The organism is Gardnerella sp. DNF01159, from assembly GCF_049244215.1.
Classification (GTDB): domain Bacteria; phylum Actinomycetota; class Actinomycetes; order Actinomycetales; family Bifidobacteriaceae; genus Bifidobacterium; species Bifidobacterium swidsinskii.
On sequence record NZ_CP058387.1, the window covers coordinates 1,056,152 to 1,073,550 of the forward strand.

Here is a 17,399-nt window from a genome sequence, read left to right on the forward strand (position 1 = left end):
TCACTTGCAATCATCCGCAATTACTTGCAGCGCAACTTCAATACCTCGAAGCATATCAACTAAACTCATAGAACTCGTAGTAGGCTTATCAAGAATCTGCTCAGGCAAATATGGAACGTGAATAAAACCACTCTTAATCGGCAATTTTTTAGTCTGGCAATAATGACAAACACTGTAAAGCACGTCATTACACACGTACGCGCCAGCAGAAAAAGACACAGACGCCGGCAATTTTGCTTTATTTAAAGCATCAACTATGTTCACAACTGGCAAAGTCGCTTTATAAGCCACATCACCATCCTGCACAACAGGCTCATACCAAGGCTTATACCCACTATTATCCGGTATACGCGCAGCTCTACAGTTAATGCCAACATACTCAACGTTAAAACAAGCAGAACCACCAAATTGCCCTAATGAAAGCACAGCATTAGGGTGAACTTCCTCTATTTTCTCAATAACTTTTTGCGCGCCCTTGCTAAATTCCGTAGGAATCTGCAAACGAACAAGTTCCACACCCTCAGGCGCATGCACTGATTGCGCAATCTTCCACGACGGATTTATAGACTCATTATTAAACGGCGTAAAACCAGTAATCAAAATACGCATCACAATACCCCTTCATACGAATATCACTTTATAAAACATTAAAACGCATCACAAAAAAACTGTACATATGTGAATGTCACTGTATATAAACTGTATACAAACTTCAGGATTCAACTACGTAATTCATGTTCGCAAAAAGATTAGTGATAGTCAGATTGTGAAATAACCACACAACTCCCTCACAACACGCACAAAATCAAAATTGGTAAGACTCGCATTCGTGTAATAGTATTGTGCATTGGATGTGCATTCGCGCCGCAGCGTGAATTAAACAAAGCAGTTGAAGCACATACAATAATTTCAACAGAATTTAGCGGAATTAAATTAAACTAGATTAAATTAATTTCAGCAGAATTCAACAGAAATAAACAAAATTAAAACTAGATTCAACGACGAAAAGAGATTACCGATGACGAAGATCATTCAGATTGGCGCAAATCATGCCGGCACTGCCTGCGCTAACACCATTTTGAGCTACCCAGGAAACGAGCTTACAATTTACGATCAGAATAGTAATATTTCCTTCCTTGGTTGCGGCATGGCTTTGTGGATTGGCAAGCAAATTCAAAGCAGCGACGGACTGTTCTATCAGAAGCCAGAAGATTTCGTTAAAAAAGGCGCTAAGGTAAATCTTGAAAGTAAAGTTTTAGATATTGATTACGCAAAGAAAGAAGTAACAGTCGAACTTAAAGACGGCACTGTTATTCACGATTCTTACGACAAGCTGGTTCTTGCTACCGGCAGCCTTCCAAACAAGCCTCGCATTAAGGGCATTGACTTGGAAAACGTGCAAATGGTAAAGCTTTTCCAGAATGCTCAAACTGTTATCGCTAAGCTTCAAGAGCGCGATTTCCGTAACGTCGTGGTTCTCGGCGGAGGCTACATTGGCGTGGAACTTGCAGAAGCTTTTAAGCGACTTGGAAAGAACGTAACTCTTATTGACATGGAAGACCATATTCTTAACGGCTACTTTGATCCAGAGTTTTCCGATAATTTGAAGCAAATTATGGAAGATAAAGGCATTAAGTTTGAACTTGGTCAAACTGTTGAAGAAATTGTTGGAGACACTGAAGTCAAGGCTGTTAAAACAAGCAAAGGCACTTACGAAGCCGACATGGTGATTTGCGCTATTGGCTTCCACCCAAACGTTGCTCTCGGCAAAGATCACTTAAAGCAGTATGCTAACGGTGCTTTCCTTGTTGACAAGAAACAGCAAACTTCCGATCCAGACGTGTACGCAATCGGCGACTGCGCTACAATCTACGACAATGCCCGAGACCGCGTGAACTACATTGCGCTCGCTACTAACGCCGTTCGAAGCGGCTTGATTGCAGGTCACAACGTTTGCGGAACTCCTGTAGAAACCGAGGGCGTGCAAGGCTCTAGCGCAATGATGATTTACGACTACAAGCTTGTTTGCACTGGCTTGAGCTTGACTGCCGCTCAAAAAGAGGGCATGGACGTTGATTACGTTGATTTTGAGGATACTCAAAAGCCTGCGTTTATGGAAGTTGAGAATCCAAAGGTGAAGATTCGCATCGTTTACAAGAAGGATACGAAGGTTATTGTTGGCTGCCAGTTGGCTTCTAACTACGATATGTCTGCCGCAATTCACCTGTTCTCGCTGGCTATTCAAAAGAAGGTCACGATTAAAGAGCTTGCTTTGTGCGACATCTTCTTCATGCCTCACTTCAACCAGCCGTACAACTACATTACGATGGCTGCTTACACGGCTTTGTTGAAGGAATGATTAGACTTTGCTGATTAGCTTAGGCTGAATCACTTTTTCTGATTAGCTTAAATCGCATTTATTAAACCAAGCAATCTGTTCTATAATGGAGCAGTTGCTTGGTTTTTTAATCATCCGCGCACAAAAGAGCGCACAAAACGCGCACTATTAGCATAAGACATGCAGATTAAAACAAAGGAGTCTAGGATGAAGCAGCTTTCTATTAAACCAACTATTCATAAGTTCGAGAACGCACGCGACTTCGCGCAAGAATTCAAGCTCAGCAAGGGCGATTTGGTTATTACAAACCAGTACATTTGGGAGCCTTATTTTGGCGATTTGAATCTTGATTGCGACGTGATTTTCCAAGAGAAATACGGCAAGGGTGAGCCGAGCGACGCAATGGTTGATGCAATCGTTAGTGACATTCACACAACTCCAAAGCGCGTGATTGGCATTGGCGGCGGCACTGTTTTGGATATTTCGAAGGTTTGTGCGTTGAAGCAAACAAGCCCGCTTGAAGACTTGGTTGACGGCAAGATTCCTGCACAAAAAGGCGCGGATCTTATTCTTGTTCCAACTACTTGCGGCACTGGCTCCGAAGTTACGAACGTTGCGGTGTTCTCGCTTACTAAGCGCAATACCAAGAAGGGTTTGGCGAACGATGCTTGCTATGCTACGGACGCTGTTCTTATTCCAGAATTGTTAAAGAGCCTGCCTGATTACGTTTTTGCAACCAGCTCTATTGACGCTCTTACGCATTCGATTGAGTCCACACTTTCTCCTATTGCAACCGAGCTTACAAAAATGTTTAGTTACAAGGCTTGCGGGCTTATTTTGCAAAGTTATATGCGAGTTGTTAAAGAAGGCAGCAGCACAAAAAGCCAAGTTGTAAGCGACTTGGTTTCGGCAAGTCTTTACGCTGGTATTGCGTTTGGTAACGCTGGCTGCGGTTGCGTTCACGCGATGGCTTATCCGCTTGGTGGAACTTTCCACGTGGCTCACGGCGAAACGAATGCAGCTCTTCTTACAAGCGTTTTGCGATACTATGCTAAGCACGACGCAAACGAGAATAACACAGAAAACACTGAGCTTTCTAAGCTTTTCGGCTTCATAGCAAATATTCTTGAATGCCAGAAAGCGAACGTACTAGACAAGCTTGACGAAGTTCTTAACACGATTCTTCCTAAGCATAAGCTTCACGAGTATGGCATGACTGAAGATATGATTCAAAGCTGGGCTTCAAGCGTTGTTAAAGAGCAGCAGCGACTTTTGAAGAACTCCTATATGCATATGGACGAAGCTGCAATTGCCGAAGTCTACGCGTCTACTTTCTAAAGTCATATAACGTATTTATAAAGTAACTAAATTAAACGAGATTCACTAAAAATAATCCCCGCAACCAACAAGAGCTGCGGGGATTTTAATTATCGCGCCTACATGAATACTTATGCATCAAGCGTTATTACAGGATGCAAATCAAACATTTTTACAGTACGCTTCATGCGGAAGGCAATACTTGTTATAGCAATCGCAATAACGCCGAAAAGCACAAGCATTCCAATGCCTGAAACTATTTCACCACTGTTCTTTCCAGACATTGCTTGACGCAACCCCATAATTGAGTACGTCATTGGCAAATATGGGTGAACAGCTCTAAAGAATGCCGGCGTCATTTGTACTGGGAACGTTCCTGCAGAGCTTGTGATTTGCAACATAAGTAGCACAATCGCAACTATTCGCCCTGGCATGCGGAACACCACCATAATCATTTGCATTATAGCCATAAAGACTATTGACGCTATAATCCCCAGCGCGTAGAATGCAACAACATTATCGATTTGGAACTTCAACGCTCCTTGAACAACGCCCATAAGAATAATCGCTTGCGCAACGCCCATAATCACAAACGGCGTCAAGCTAATAAGCGCGCTTTTAAGCGGATTCATGCCGTTTAGTATCGCTCGCCTATCCATAACTCTCAAAACGAATGTTGTCATAAGAGCACCAACCCAAAGGGCGATAGAAATAAAGTAAGGAGCAAAACCAGTTCCATAGTTTTCAACGTGCGAATACTCGTGCTCCTCCAAGGAAACTGGTGCGCTCATCATCTTACTTTTTTGAACAATACCGTTTACTTTTCCAGACTTTTGAGCATCTTTAAGCCCGTCATGCAATTTCTTAGCACCATCAACAAGCTTTGGAGTGTTATCAGATAGCTTCTTAGCGCCGGAATTAAGCTGATCAGAACCATTCACTATTTTCGCAGAACCTTGAGCTGCTGCATTCACGCCATTATTCAGTTTCTCGCTACCGTTACTTACTTGAGCCAAACCGTCAGCAAGATTATTCGCTCCAGCAGCAAGCTTATTTGAGCCAGTATTAACAGCTTCAATACCTTGAGATATTGCGTCAGCACCGCCCTTTATTTGCAAGCTTCCTGCAGAAAGCTTGTCTGCTCCAGCGCTTAAAGCAGAAAGATTTGTTTCTAGAAGATTAGAATTTTCACCTAATCCTTCTGCCAAACTTTGCAAATTAGCAAGCACTTCTTCCTTTGTTACTGCTGGGTTTTTCGCTTGCATAAGAAGACCAGTAATTTGTGCTTTTGTTTCAGCGTTTCCAGCTTTAACATGTTCTTCTAATTCGTTGCTTGAAGCTGCAAGCTTTTGAGCTCCTTCATAGAATTCGCTTGTCGCTGCCGATAGCCTTTGCGTTCCTTCGCTTAACTGTTGGGCTCCGTTTGCTAAATCTTGCGTTTTTTGTGCAAGATATTGAGCTCCTTCTTTGCTGCGAGCATTGGCTTCAGTTAGCGTATTCGCGCCTTTTTGAAGCTCCCCTAATCCGCCTTGAAGTTTTTGCAAAGATTGCGAAAGTTTATTCGACCCATCTGCAAGCTTATTTATTCCGCCTTGCAAAGACTTTGAACCTTCATGCAATGCTCCAGCACCGTTTGCAGCAGCACCAAGAGAATCGGAAGCTGAATTAACTTTCGCAAACATGTGCTCCCAATACTCTTGAGCAATCGCCTCGCTAATCTCAGTACGCATAGTGCGGAAAGCAGTTTTACCAATTTGTGAAGCCAGCATATTGCTTGCTTGATCGTACTTTACGTGAAGTTTTGCTTTAGTTGGAGTATCGTATTGTGCGGAAGCAATGCACTTACTGAAGGAAGCTGGAATAGTTGCTACCATAAAATAGTTGCCATTTTTAAGGCCCTTATTTGCTTCAGCACTATTTACAAAATTCCATTGGAAACCTTCACTACCGTCTTTTTGATTCTTTAAACGAGTTTTGATTTCGTTTCCAATGTTTCGCATTTTGCCGTTAATCATAGCGCCATTGTCTTCAACAACAACAGCCACAGGCACAGTATCCAAAGTCTTATAAGGATTTGTAAATGCCCATAAGTAAAGCGATCCGTATAAAAGTGGAATCAAAGCTACGGTTCCAATAACAAGCTTTCGAGCTTTTCCTTTCATCGTATTGTTAATCTCACGAAATGCAAGAGCAATAGTACTAACGTGCATTGTTTTCACCACCGTTTGCTTCACTTGTAGCAAGTTGAGAATCAGTATGAGAATTTTCTGTTTTCTCATTATTTGGCATAAGTCTTAAGACTTGATCCGCTTGCTTTTCTAACTCACTTTGCAAAACTCCAACAAGGCAGGAGCAGTAGTTTTTGCTAACATATTCGCGAATATCGGAAAGTAAGCATTCGCGTTGCTCACTAGTAAGCTCCGTCTCAATTCCATCAACAAATAGCAGCCACGGTTGCTTTAATAATGCCAACGCAATTGCCAAGCGCATGCGCTCGCACGGAGTCAACTCTCCTATTGCTGTTTTACGAGGAGACAATACTTTCCACTGAGCTAGCACGTTGTAAGCGTACTGCTGTAAAGCTTCGCGATTTTTTACATCATTTTTGTATTGCTTTAAGAATAGAGGCGAGCGCGCTGCGAGTTTCAGCTCGCTCATAAGAACTTCTTCTATTGTTTGCATTTTGTAAAATTCGTTAATTCCGTTGAATAATCCCAATCCCACGTATTGCCGAGATTCGTGGAAATCGCTAGGAAGAGTTGCGTCCGCAATAGTAAGAGTTCCGTTCGTAAATTTCATATAACCAGACAGTGCAAGTAGCAAAGCTGATTTTCCAGAGCCGTGTTCGCCTGAAATTGCAACGATTTGATGAGCTTCTACTTTTAATGACACATCCCAAAATGGTGTTCTTCTAAATCTTTTTAACCCTAATTCTTTAGCTTCTAAAAGCGTTTTACTATCTTTCATAATTTGTATGTTTGACGTTTGCAATTAAGATACGGCGTAGTATCTTTTTTGCTTAGAGCGCCAGATTCCTCCTTACTGTAAATACTCTAAATAACTATTTTCAATTTTTAGTTTTTCAGCTTTTCAGTTTTTCAGTTTATTGTTTATTTTTGGATTTTCGCAATTAGCAAAACAATTTTTAATTTTCACGTTGCTTTATCGCTATTTTTCAGCGGTAAACTCACGTTGCAATGTTGCAATAAAACGGTGTAAAACCGAGCATTTGGTGATTTATCAACTCTTCACCACTAATCACTTAGAATACTCTTTTGTGCAAACAATTGTTGAGTTACACTAATTTTTTTATTTAATTGTTTATATTTTATATTCACTTAAGAAACAAGTTGTAAACACTTCCATGCTATATTGTCTTTAATTACTAATTGTAAGAAATACATATGTAAGAATACGTATGCAAAAAATACAGACGTAAGCAATACGAAATAAAATGTGTTGCTTCAAACAATATATTAAATTCAAGCATTTAAAGGGGTGAACGGCATGCTAAGTTTGCAAATTTTAAATATTATATTTAATCCGGTTATTGTGTCGGTTGTAGTGCTATGCGCACTTAGTCTTGCAAAACTTAATGTTTTGCTATCAATGATAGTAGCTTGCGTTGCAGGTGGCATTGCCGGTCATCTTCCGCTTTTTGGAGATGGAAATCACACGATTATGGCGTTGCTTTGCGATGGTTTCTCTACCAATGCGCAAACTGCGCTCGCCTACATTTTGCTTGGTACTTTTGCGGAAGCAATTACAGCAACCGGTTTGGCTCAAATTATTTCTAAAAAAATTAGCAAAATTATTGGCATGAAAAAGTACGCTCTACTTGCAGTACTAACTCTAATTGCGTGCATATCTCAAAATATTGTGCCAGTTCACATTGCTTACATTCCTATTCTTATTCCGCCGATTTTACGAATCATGAACGAACTTAAGATTGACCGACGAGCAGCTGCATGCTGTACTGCTTTTGGTCTTGAAGTTCCATACATTGCAATTCCGTTTGGATTCGGCTTAATTTTCCAAACTGTTATTGCTACGAATCTTTCTAAAAACGGCATGAAGGTTAGCGTTGCAGACGTTAGCGCTGTGAACTGGTATTTAGGTCTTGCAATGTTTGCATCACTACTTTTTGCTGTATTTGTGCTTTACAGAAAACCTCGCGAATACAAAACTACAGAAACTGACACTCGCGCAGCCGACGCCGTTGTCGGACCTCTTAATAAACGCCACTACGTAACCATTCTCGCAATTATTGTTGTTGTAGTAGTGCAAGTTATCAGTAAAGATCTTTCGCTTTCGTCTATTGCAGGTCTTGCAACCATGATTATTTTTGGAGCAATAAAGTGGAATGACATTGACAATCAGCTTACTGGCGGCGTAAAACTCATGGGTCTTATTGCATTTGTGATGCTCATTGCGGGCGGATATGCTAACGTGATCCAAGCGACAGGAGGAGTTGAGGAGCTTGTAAACTTTGGCGTAGCTTCTATGGGACAGAACAAACTTGTTGCCGCATTTGTTATTACACTTATTGGTTTGCTTGTGACTATGGGCATTGGCACTTCGTTTGGCACGGTTCCTATTCTTGCTGTTTTGTTCGTGCCACTGTGTCAGAGCATTGGTTTCAGCACTCCCGCAACGATTCTTCTTATGTCTTCCGCTGCAGCTCTCGGAGACGCAGGCTCCCCTGCTTCCGATACTACACTTGGACCTACTTCCGGCTTAAACGCGGACGGTCAGCATAGTCATATTTGGGATACTTGCGTTCCAACGTTCCTTATTTTCAATATTCCGCTTATGGCTGCCGGCATTGTAATATCGCAGTTTATTTAGCAGATTATTTCCGAAAACACGGCAAGTAAAAAACGCAACTAGCGAATAACGCAAGTAACCAATAAACGCCAGTAGAGTTGAAATAAACTCCCTGGCGTTTATATTTAAATACCAATCAACCAATCACAAATCAGTCAATCCCAAAGTGGCCAATCACTGCAAATTCGCGGGCGATTGGCTATATTAGATATACCGTCTAGCTAAACATTTTCACTAGCTCAGTATGCTGTCAATATTCTTCTTATTGCTTAGATTATCTTCGTCAAGAAAAGCCATCTGCTTTATTCCGCTTAAGCTTGCAATAAGCGACACTGGGAAGGTAACAATATTTTGATTAAGAGTGCTTATATTACTATTAACAATTCTTTTTGCTGCCGCAAGCTGCTCATTTTCGTCGTTTATTTCTTCCTGCAAGTTCAAAAATTGTTCAGAAGACTTTAATTCCGGATAAGCTTCCGCCAAAGCAAAAATCTTCCCTATTGCATGATTCTGATTTTTGATTACCGAACTAGAATCCGCTGAGCCCAATCCCTCTCTTAAACTTACTAAATCCACTAATGTTGTTTTTTCATACTTTGCAAACGACTGCGCAACTTTAAGCATTTGGCAAATCGTATCGTATCTTTTAGCGAGCGCAATATCAACGTTTTTCCGCGACTCTTCTATAATCACCCTATATTTTCTTAGCCTATTTAACATGCCAATAAACCAGACAATAAGCACTACAAGCACTATTGCAACACAAATTAGCACAGTATTCTTATCCATAACGTCACCCATAATGTCTCCCATAACATCTCCTTTAGTTCTAGTATTTTCTAATTTTTTAGTTCGCTAGTATTGCAATTTACTAGTTTCTACTTTTGTAATTTCTCTCTAATTACGTTAATTATTTCGTAATACTCAGCCAAAATATCTCTAAATTTTGCATATTCTCTTGTTAAAGATAGGTTTTCTATTCCAGATTTTCCTGGAGCGCCGAATAAATACCGACCAGAATCAAAGGCTGCAACAATACGCTCACTATCTAGGTATAAGCAAACTCGCATTCTTTTTTGCAAATTATTCATTAGTTCTATAAAACTTGGATCTAATACCAGTTTTGTATAAAAATCGTCTGTAGAGAAGACTGAATACGAGTCGTTAAATTCAATGGATTCTGTCTGAACTTCGCTCTCCTCTTTTGTTTTTTTACCATAGTATCCATTTAGTTTTTGTCCCATAAAGTTCTTTCCAGTAACAGGGACGATTCTAATGTGGCCATTTATGTTGGTTTTTGAGTTTATTAATAAGACTTGCCCAATAAAATCCGTTTTTTTTAACACTTTTTCCACTTTCACTTCTAGAAAAGTGGATTGCTTGCATATTTGAAAATTCAGTTTTAAATTCATCGCCAAAAATTATGTGTTTACTTGAATAATACCTACTAGATATTGGCAGAAGATTATCAAAAATGCTGCTGTCAATTCCTTCGGAATTGTTTAATACTGTTCCAGGCAGAATCACATTTAAAATCGGCGTTAAAACATTATCCGCATATAGCGCGTCTACATCAACCTTATTATTTACAAAAAACTTACCTGCAAAGCAAACAACAAAAACACCTACTATTAGCAAATAATATTTGTAACGAGAGTAATCAATATTTGGAAAATAGTTATACAAAGTGCCTAAAACCATTACTACCGGTATTAATGGAATTAAACGAATTGGATCAAAAGAGTTATTTTTTACGCCTTCTTTTAAAGCACTTAATTTTCCTTGTATTTGGGGAGATTGTTCTATTTGTGCGAGTCTGTTTAAAACTTCTGGATTTGTAAATACGCTACCATATTTTACATTCATGTCATCTCCCTTTTATAAAACCGCAGCAATCAATTTCTGAAAACTCAATAAAACCAGCTGACTTATAAAAAGCAATAGTTTTTTCAGTACAATCCGTAGTCAACTGAATTTGACGAACATTAGGATAACAATCCACAATCGCCTTTAACAAAGCAGACCCTATCCCCTGCCTTTGATACTCCGGCAGAACAAGAATATCCTGAATAAAAACAACCGTATATCCGTCACCAACAGCCCTAATAATGCCAACTAGCTCATCATTTTTATAAGCAGCTAAAACCTTGAGCGAATTATTAAAACCATTTTCCAAAGCAACTAAATCATCTGTGTACGCAGACCAACCAACGGAATCATACAACCTTAAAATATCTTTGCTATTATACTTTTTGCACTCTTTTATTTGCACGTCTGTTAAATTCATTTACAACAACGCCTCCAAACACTGTGAAATCAACGTTGAAACCCTAAATTTTCTAGCGTAATAACTCAGTATATCAAGTTTCTGGAATACGCGCCTGTTGCTTGGGAATATACCTACTATTGAGATATGCGTTTAATAAACACCAGTGAAGATTTTTGCCATTTACGGCAATTTTCTCCACCGACACAACCCAGAACGTAGACAAACTCAACAGGCAGACAATTCTAAAGTAGCCAAACCAAGATTAGCCAAACCACAAAGTAGCCAGTCGTTGCAAATTTGCACTTAATTGCCGCTTGCGCCAAACAGAGACACTCACGCAGCGCGACGACCTGCCTGAGCGCAGATCCTCACGGCATAGCCGTTCGGCTGATTTGGCATGTGAAGCACACCGTGCTTCACATGCCAAATCACGCTTTGAAGGAGCCTGAAATTCCAATAATTTCAGACTCAGTCAAAGCGCGCACGAAGGCAACTCGGAACGGAAACTCGCTTAAGTTGGAAGTCCAGTGGACTTCCAACGCGAGTTTCGCGCGCGAGCGTAATCAGCGCGAGCACCAACTGCACCAGTGTCCAAAAACCACCAAACAGAGACCATAACGCAGAAACCAAACTGCACCAGTGTCTCTGCTGAGCTTAAAATTGCTCAGCGCAAACCAAGCGAAAGCCAAGCCCAAACAAGCACCACAGCCTCACATAGACACAGTGTAAAGCGAGTAGAAGTAAGCCTTTTGATTCATAAGCTCCTCAAAGCTTCCGCGCTCAATAAGCTCGCCGCTTTTCATCACAAGAATCTCATCATATTGCTTAAGCGAATTAGCATCCAAGCGGTGAGTTACAACAAGTCGAAGAATCCTTTGCAAATCCAAAATAGACTGCGTTACGTTCGCGCTCGTCTCGTTATCTAACGCGCTCGTTGCCTCATCAACCAGCAGAATCTCGGACTTTTTAAGCAAGCTTCGCGCAATAGCAATACGCTGCTTTTCACCGCCAGAAAGATGACTACCATTCTCGCCACACTGATAATCCTTGCCTTTAGCAGCAATCAAATCATCCAAACCAGCCAAGTGAATCACGCGATTCACCTCCGCATTCGGGAACGGCTTAAAAAGCGTAATATTATCTAAAATCGAAGCATCAAACATAAACACAGACTGCTGCATAAGAGTAGTCTTATCGTAAAGCGAACTCTTGCTCACATTGCTAAGCTCGTGATTATTCAGCTTCACACTACCTTCATAATCCTTGTAGTATCCCATAAGCAGATTGATTAAACTACTCTTACCAGCTCCAGAAGGTCCTACTATTGCATAAGATTTTCCAGCTTGCAAAGTTAGATTTACATTTTTCAAGACTTTATGATCCGCGTCATAAGCGTACGAAACATCACTCAAAACAACGCTTTTAATAGAATCGTCAATAATCTCGCCAGAATCTTCCTTAGCATTACTCATATAATCAGCCATCTTGCTAATAAGCTTCTTAGCACCCTTCATCTCGCCAAGCATTTGCGGAAGAGTTGCAATAGGCTGAAGCACGCCATTCATCAAATTAGTGAAAGCTAACACCATTCCAGCAGTAATAACACCAATATGAGCGTTAACCATCCAAGCACCAATAAGCATCACGCCAAGCTGAGTCCCAAGACTTGAAATCGTACCAAGAGCAGAAACAGTAGTCATCGTTTTTTCGCGAAGATTCTTCGTATGCTCAAGCTCCATCGACTGATTCTGATAACGGTTAATAACCTCTTGCTCCGCCTTAAAACTCTTAATAACCGAAACGCCGTTCAAAACATCCTTCGTTAAGGCTGTATAAGACTCGTTCGACTTGGAAACCTGCTCCTCGCGAGTGGCAATTCCGTTAGCTGTAAGAATCGAGCACGCCATTGGAAGCACAGAAATAATAAGAGCAATAACAGTGAGCAATGGACTATAGTAAATCATAAGAGCCAGAGAGCTTACAAGCATAAGAACGTCTTGAACAAAATCAAAAATCTTCTTCAAATACTTTTCTTGAATACGCTCACAATCATTAGTAAGTACAGAAAGATACGTGCCGGAATTCGCGAGCGAAAAATCACTATAACTCTTCTGTAAAAGCTTCTTGATAACAGACTCTTTATACTGATTCATTGCTTTTTCAAGAAAGCGAGGGTACGAGCTGCGCTTCAACGCGAAAATCAGGGAGATTGCCAGCATAAAGGAAACAACAAGCAGCAAAATAGTAGTTAAAGAGAAAGCTCCTTTACCTGCCATATAGTCGAAAATAATTTGCAAAATCCAAGAAATAGCAGTGTAAATCATAGACAAGGAAATAAAAACTATCATCGAAAGAAAAGCTACAAGCTTGTTTTCCTTGAAAAATAGTTTTACGTAATTTTTTACGTCGGGATGTAGTTTGGATGATTGCTGATTTGCCGCAGTATTTTGATTTGCGGATGGATTCTGATTTGTCGATGATTGCTGATTTGCCGCATTGTCAGTTTTGCTCATTCTCGCTACCTCTCACTTCCTTTATATCTATTTGCTATTTTTGCTATTTTTCGCTAATAGCATTTTCGTAGCTAGCATTTTCGTTTCCATTTTGCCGATTCGCTCGCTACAAAGCATTGAAAGCTACACTATCATACTTATCCTGATTGGTCATGCTTATCTACTTGACAACACATATAAATGCTTAAACACACTTATACGTAATGCTTGCTAGAAATAATAAGCATAGAGTTAAAAAAAAAATCAAATTAGAACGATGGTTTCATACGTAATATCAGCATAAACGTGTCAAATACGCAACACTGCTTCAATACAAAGCTCAAGAGCATACGCTTTAGAGTCTCCGCCCCAATTACGCTCATCATAATTTTCAACATCATGCAAAGTATCTGCAGTATAAAGAATCTCACCCCAAACAATATCGCGCATTTGCGCACAAGCTGCTAAAGCAGAACACTCCATTTCAACAACCGCGCATCCCTCCTGCTTACGACTGGAAACTTTCCCCTTAGTTTCACGGAAAAACCCATCCGTAGTCCACGTCTTAACTTCATGATAAGGCAAATTATGCGCCTGCAAAGTTTGTAAAATAGCATGCCTCGAATGCTCTGAAACATCAACATAACGACTTGGAGGCAAATAATGATAAGAAGTTCCCTCATCTCTTAAGGCTTTATACGGAACCAGAAAAACATTTTCTGCATAATCAACTAGCGATCCACAAGAACCAGCACTAACAACTTCCCTAACGCCGTAAGAAATCAGCCAGTCTAAGATCTGAACAGCAGCAGGAGCGCCAACTGGAGCCTGCACTAAACAGATTTTTTGCGTTTCTTCTTCTACTTCACTGTTTGTATTTTCTCTTACTACATCTCCTACTTTTTCTTCCAAAACATATATTGGATATTTTTTAGTTGCAGATTCAAAATTTGCTACAATCGTAGCTTTCCTACTTAAAGCATACTGATCAATTTCATCGCCTAAGAAAGCAAAAACCGCTTTAGATGGAAGCTGAACAGAAATATTATCGTGTGTTGGCATTAATACTGCACTTTTATCGGAATCATACTCTAAAATCGGCAAATCATATTCTGTCATACAATCAGCTCCGTCATACAAGCCATTCAATCCTATATACAAATACACACATTAATACGCAAAGATCACAAAATAGTCAATTGCTGCAAATTCGCACTTAATGGCTACTAGAGAATCATATTTTCTGCATCATGTCCTGTCTTTTATAAAACCGCAGCAATCGATTTCTGCTAACTCAATAAAACCAGCTGACTTATAAAAAGCAATAGTTTTTTCAGTACAATCCGTAGTCAATTGAATTTGACGAACATTAGGATAGCAATCCACAATCGCCTTTAACAAAGCAGACCCTATCCCCTGCCTTTGATACTCAGGCAAAACAAGAATATCCTGAATAAGAACAACCGTATATCCGTCGCCAACAGCTCTAGAAATGCCAATTAGCTCATCATTTTTATATGCAGCTAAAACCTTGAGTGAATTGTTAAAACCATTTTCCAAAGCAACTAAATCATCTGTGTACGCAGACCAACCAACGGAATCATACAACCTTAAAATATCTTTGCTATTATACTTTTCATACTCTTTTATTTGAACATCCGCTAAATTCATTGACAATAACACCTCCAAATATTGTGCAATCAACGTTGAAACCCTAAATTTTCTAGCGTAATCGCTCAGTATATCAAGTCGCCTATCTCTTCTTTTAACATAGGCCTTTAATGCGCTAAAGACAACCTGTGCATTTGTGTACCACTATAGCGCTTTGACCGAGATTGAAACCATTGGAATTTCAATTTCCTTCGATGCAAAAACTCACTTGGATTGGAAGTACTGTGAACTTCCAACGTGAGTTTCGTAAGAGATTTAACTAGCGAGATTCTCACCGAATTTGTTTACTTAGAGGGTACACAAGTAAACAAAAACAAGAGCACTTCCCCGAATTTGTTTACTTATCAGCCATATAAGTAAACAAAAACAAGCGTCAGTAAACAAAACGGCCTTAACTATCAACTAGTCAAGGCCGCCTCATTTACTTTATAAGACTTTACGAAGCCTTATAAAAGCGCGTAAAACTTCAACTTACGCAAGTAAACACTAGTTATCTTACGGATTTTGCTTCAAACACTCTCCTCAATCGCACAACAGCGAAACCAGCAATAGCAAAACCTAAAGCAGAAATCAACGCAACAACTGAAGCTGACTCACCAGTCTTAGGCATATCTGGAACATGCTTTTCAGTCTTATGCTCAACAATAGGAGATTTCACATATTCATGCGCTGTATTATGTTCATGCTCCGACTTAGGTGCATGAGATAGCTCTTGTTTAGTCTCCGGAGTTTGAGATTCAGGAACTGACAATGGATTCTCCATCCCTGATTCAGGCTCAAAAGGTGCAGGCAAAATTGGATCTGGAGTAGGTGCTGGTTTCAGATTCTTCGTAAAAATGGCATACACAGTCAAATCACTATTTACAAGCGTTGTTCCAGTAAATGCTTTACCTTTACCATCCGCCTTAGTATTCCACTCTTTAAACGTGTAGCCATCTTTAGTTGGATTCTTAGGCATTGACTGATCTTTTAACGCATCCGTATCAATAGCCTTACCAGTTTCCACCTTTACCGTTTGAGTCTTATCGCCGTTCTTGAAAGTAACCGTGCTTCGAATCTGCTTCCACTTGGCAGTAAACACAGTATTAGCATTCAAAGTATATTCTTCACCAGGCTTGTAAGTTTTACCAGCAGCATCTACCCAGTTTAAGAACTGATAATCTTCGCGCGTAGGAGCAGCTAACATTTTAATACTCTTACCTTGTCGTATTGCACCACTTTTCTCAGCTTTACCGTCAATAAAAGTGCCACCATTAGCATTAAACGAAACTTTCGCATTCCACTGTGCGCGAAGTAAAAATTGATAGTCGCCCCGAGGATCTAATTTCTCATCATTCCACTGCGGCACGTCACAACTGGTATCCGAAAATAGTGACTTCTTATTCCAGTAGTAGCGTTTGCCTGCCATGTTATGATTCTGATAATATTCAATATCAGGAAGCTCGGTATACCATCCGCCAAACACCAAATTCTTTTTTGCAGGGTCAGCTGGGAAATCAACCGTATTATCCGTTTTTACAGTATTGACGATTGGATCCGTCTTACCTTCAATATTTCCGCCCTTAAGATCGAATTTCACGTTCAATTTTCCAAACGAAATTCGCAGAGGTATGGGCTTACCATCGTCGAGTTTATACGTAACGGTGAATTTAGAGTAGCCCTTTGCTGGAATATATGTGCGATCCGTATCATGAGAAAGATGATAACCCACGGGAATTTTATCAGTATCAATCGTTATTGTTAATTTTTCTCCTATCGCAAAATCGCCAACAAACCGCTGAAAGTTAGATTGCAGATTCTTCTTAACATCAATTTTCTTTCCGTTTTCATCCTCAACGGTTATTGGAAGATTTTCCCACATGCTTTCAATGTTTTTGTCAATCTGTCCTTTACCACCTGGATGCGTGTGGCCATACCCAGGGTCCAAAGCGATATCCATATCGAGTGAAAGCGGATATTTCTTGACTTCTGCAGTTCCCTTATCAGCAGCCTGTGCAGTCACTGTTCCAGCAAAAAGTCCAATCGTAGCTACAAAAGCAACTGCTAGACTAATAACTTTTTTTATTATTTTATTATTCATTTTTTATTTCCAGCCAAACTAACTATTATCGTAACAATAATTTTTATTAAATTTCGAAAATTTATATAGTGCAAACACAAAACCAAAAATGCGTGTAAATATGCAGAACCACTAACCTATTTCAATACAAAATAAACAATGTATAGAGTGGTGAGACGATAAAAATTATGTTACGAAAAAGACAGCATCACGCTGTCTGTCTGTCTGTCTGTCTGTCTGTCTGTCTGTCTGTCTGTCTGTCTGTCTGTCTGTCTGTCTGTCTGTCTGTCTGTCTGTCTGTCTGTCTGTCTGTCTGTCTGTCTGTCTGTCTGTCTGTCTGTCTGTCTGTCTGTCTGTCTGTCTGTCTGTCTGTCTGTCTGTCTGTCTGTCTGTCGAGGATTATATTTTTCATGATCTCAGTTTGTC

12 protein-coding genes and 1 pseudogene are annotated in these 17,399 nt (G+C 40.0%); 3 read left to right on the plus strand and 10 right to left on the minus strand.

Annotated elements, in window-relative coordinates; genetic code table 11:
* Window positions 1-609, minus strand: a complete 609-nt coding sequence (locus tag HXT39_RS04110) for a pyroglutamyl-peptidase I (RefSeq protein WP_103013964.1) — start codon at window positions 607-609, stop codon at window positions 1-3.
* A gap of 409 nt (window positions 610-1,018) precedes the next feature.
* Between HXT39_RS04110 and nox the strand changes: the two genes are divergently transcribed.
* Together nox and HXT39_RS04120 are read left to right on the plus strand one after the other, a co-directional pair.
* Window positions 1,019-2,359, plus strand: a complete 1,341-nt coding sequence (nox, locus tag HXT39_RS04115; protein WP_103013963.1) for a H2O-forming NADH oxidase — start codon at window positions 1,019-1,021, stop codon at window positions 2,357-2,359.
* A 186-nt stretch (window positions 2,360-2,545) separates the two neighbouring features.
* Window positions 2,546-3,676 (plus strand): 4-hydroxybutyrate dehydrogenase, encoded by a 1,131-nt coding sequence (locus tag HXT39_RS04120; protein ID WP_103013962.1) that lies wholly within the window; start codon window positions 2,546-2,548, stop codon window positions 3,674-3,676.
* Window positions 3,677-3,786: 110 nt separating this feature from the next.
* Here HXT39_RS04120 and HXT39_RS04125 read toward each other — a convergent pair whose 3' ends face one another.
* Window positions 3,787-5,865 carry a YhgE/Pip domain-containing protein gene (locus HXT39_RS04125; RefSeq protein ID WP_103014039.1) on the minus strand — a complete coding sequence of 693 codons (2,079 nt, stop codon included), beginning with the start codon at window positions 5,863-5,865 and terminating at the stop codon, window positions 3,787-3,789.
* Entirely contained in the window at window positions 5,855-6,622 is a 768-nt protein-coding gene (locus HXT39_RS04130; RefSeq protein ID WP_103013961.1) for an ATP-binding cassette domain-containing protein, read from the minus strand. The genes HXT39_RS04125 and HXT39_RS04130 overlap by 11 nt, the downstream gene beginning before the upstream one ends.
* Window positions 6,623-7,162: 540 nt before the next feature.
* On the opposite strand from HXT39_RS04130, the gene HXT39_RS04135 reads away from it, so the two are divergent.
* Window positions 7,163-8,503: a Na+/H+ antiporter family protein gene (locus tag HXT39_RS04135; protein WP_199172889.1), complete on the plus strand. Its 1,341-nt coding sequence runs from the start codon at window positions 7,163-7,165 to the stop codon at window positions 8,501-8,503.
* Window positions 8,504-8,716: 213 nt separating this feature from the next.
* On the opposite strand, the gene HXT39_RS04140 is transcribed toward HXT39_RS04135, so the two are convergent.
* From HXT39_RS04140 to HXT39_RS04170, 7 genes and pseudogenes are all read right to left on the minus strand, one after another.
* Window positions 8,717-9,295, minus strand: coding sequence for a LemA family protein (locus HXT39_RS04140; protein ID WP_103013960.1), 579 nt, complete (start codon window positions 9,293-9,295; stop codon window positions 8,717-8,719).
* Between the two features lie 65 nt (window positions 9,296-9,360).
* Window positions 9,361-10,348: pseudogene (locus HXT39_RS04145) on the minus strand (DUF3137 domain-containing protein).
* Between the two features lies 1 nt (window position 10,349).
* Complete coding sequence (locus tag HXT39_RS04150; RefSeq protein WP_103013959.1) at window positions 10,350-10,769, minus strand: GNAT family N-acetyltransferase; 420 nt, start codon at window positions 10,767-10,769, stop codon at window positions 10,350-10,352.
* Between the two features lie 692 nt (window positions 10,770-11,461).
* Complete coding sequence (locus tag HXT39_RS04155; protein ID WP_103013958.1) at window positions 11,462-13,264, minus strand: ABC transporter ATP-binding protein; 1,803 nt, start codon at window positions 13,262-13,264, stop codon at window positions 11,462-11,464.
* 288 nt (window positions 13,265-13,552) lie between these two features.
* Window positions 13,553-14,362, minus strand: a complete 810-nt coding sequence (locus tag HXT39_RS04160; protein WP_199172888.1) for a nucleoside phosphorylase — start codon at window positions 14,360-14,362, stop codon at window positions 13,553-13,555.
* 129 nt (window positions 14,363-14,491) lie between these two features.
* Window positions 14,492-14,914, minus strand: coding sequence for a GNAT family N-acetyltransferase (locus tag HXT39_RS04165; RefSeq protein WP_103013957.1), 423 nt, complete (start codon window positions 14,912-14,914; stop codon window positions 14,492-14,494).
* Between the two features lie 490 nt (window positions 14,915-15,404).
* Window positions 15,405-16,994: an InlB B-repeat-containing protein gene (locus tag HXT39_RS04170; RefSeq protein ID WP_102155291.1), complete on the minus strand. Its 1,590-nt coding sequence runs from the start codon at window positions 16,992-16,994 to the stop codon at window positions 15,405-15,407.
* Window positions 16,995-17,399: the final 405 nt, after the last annotated feature.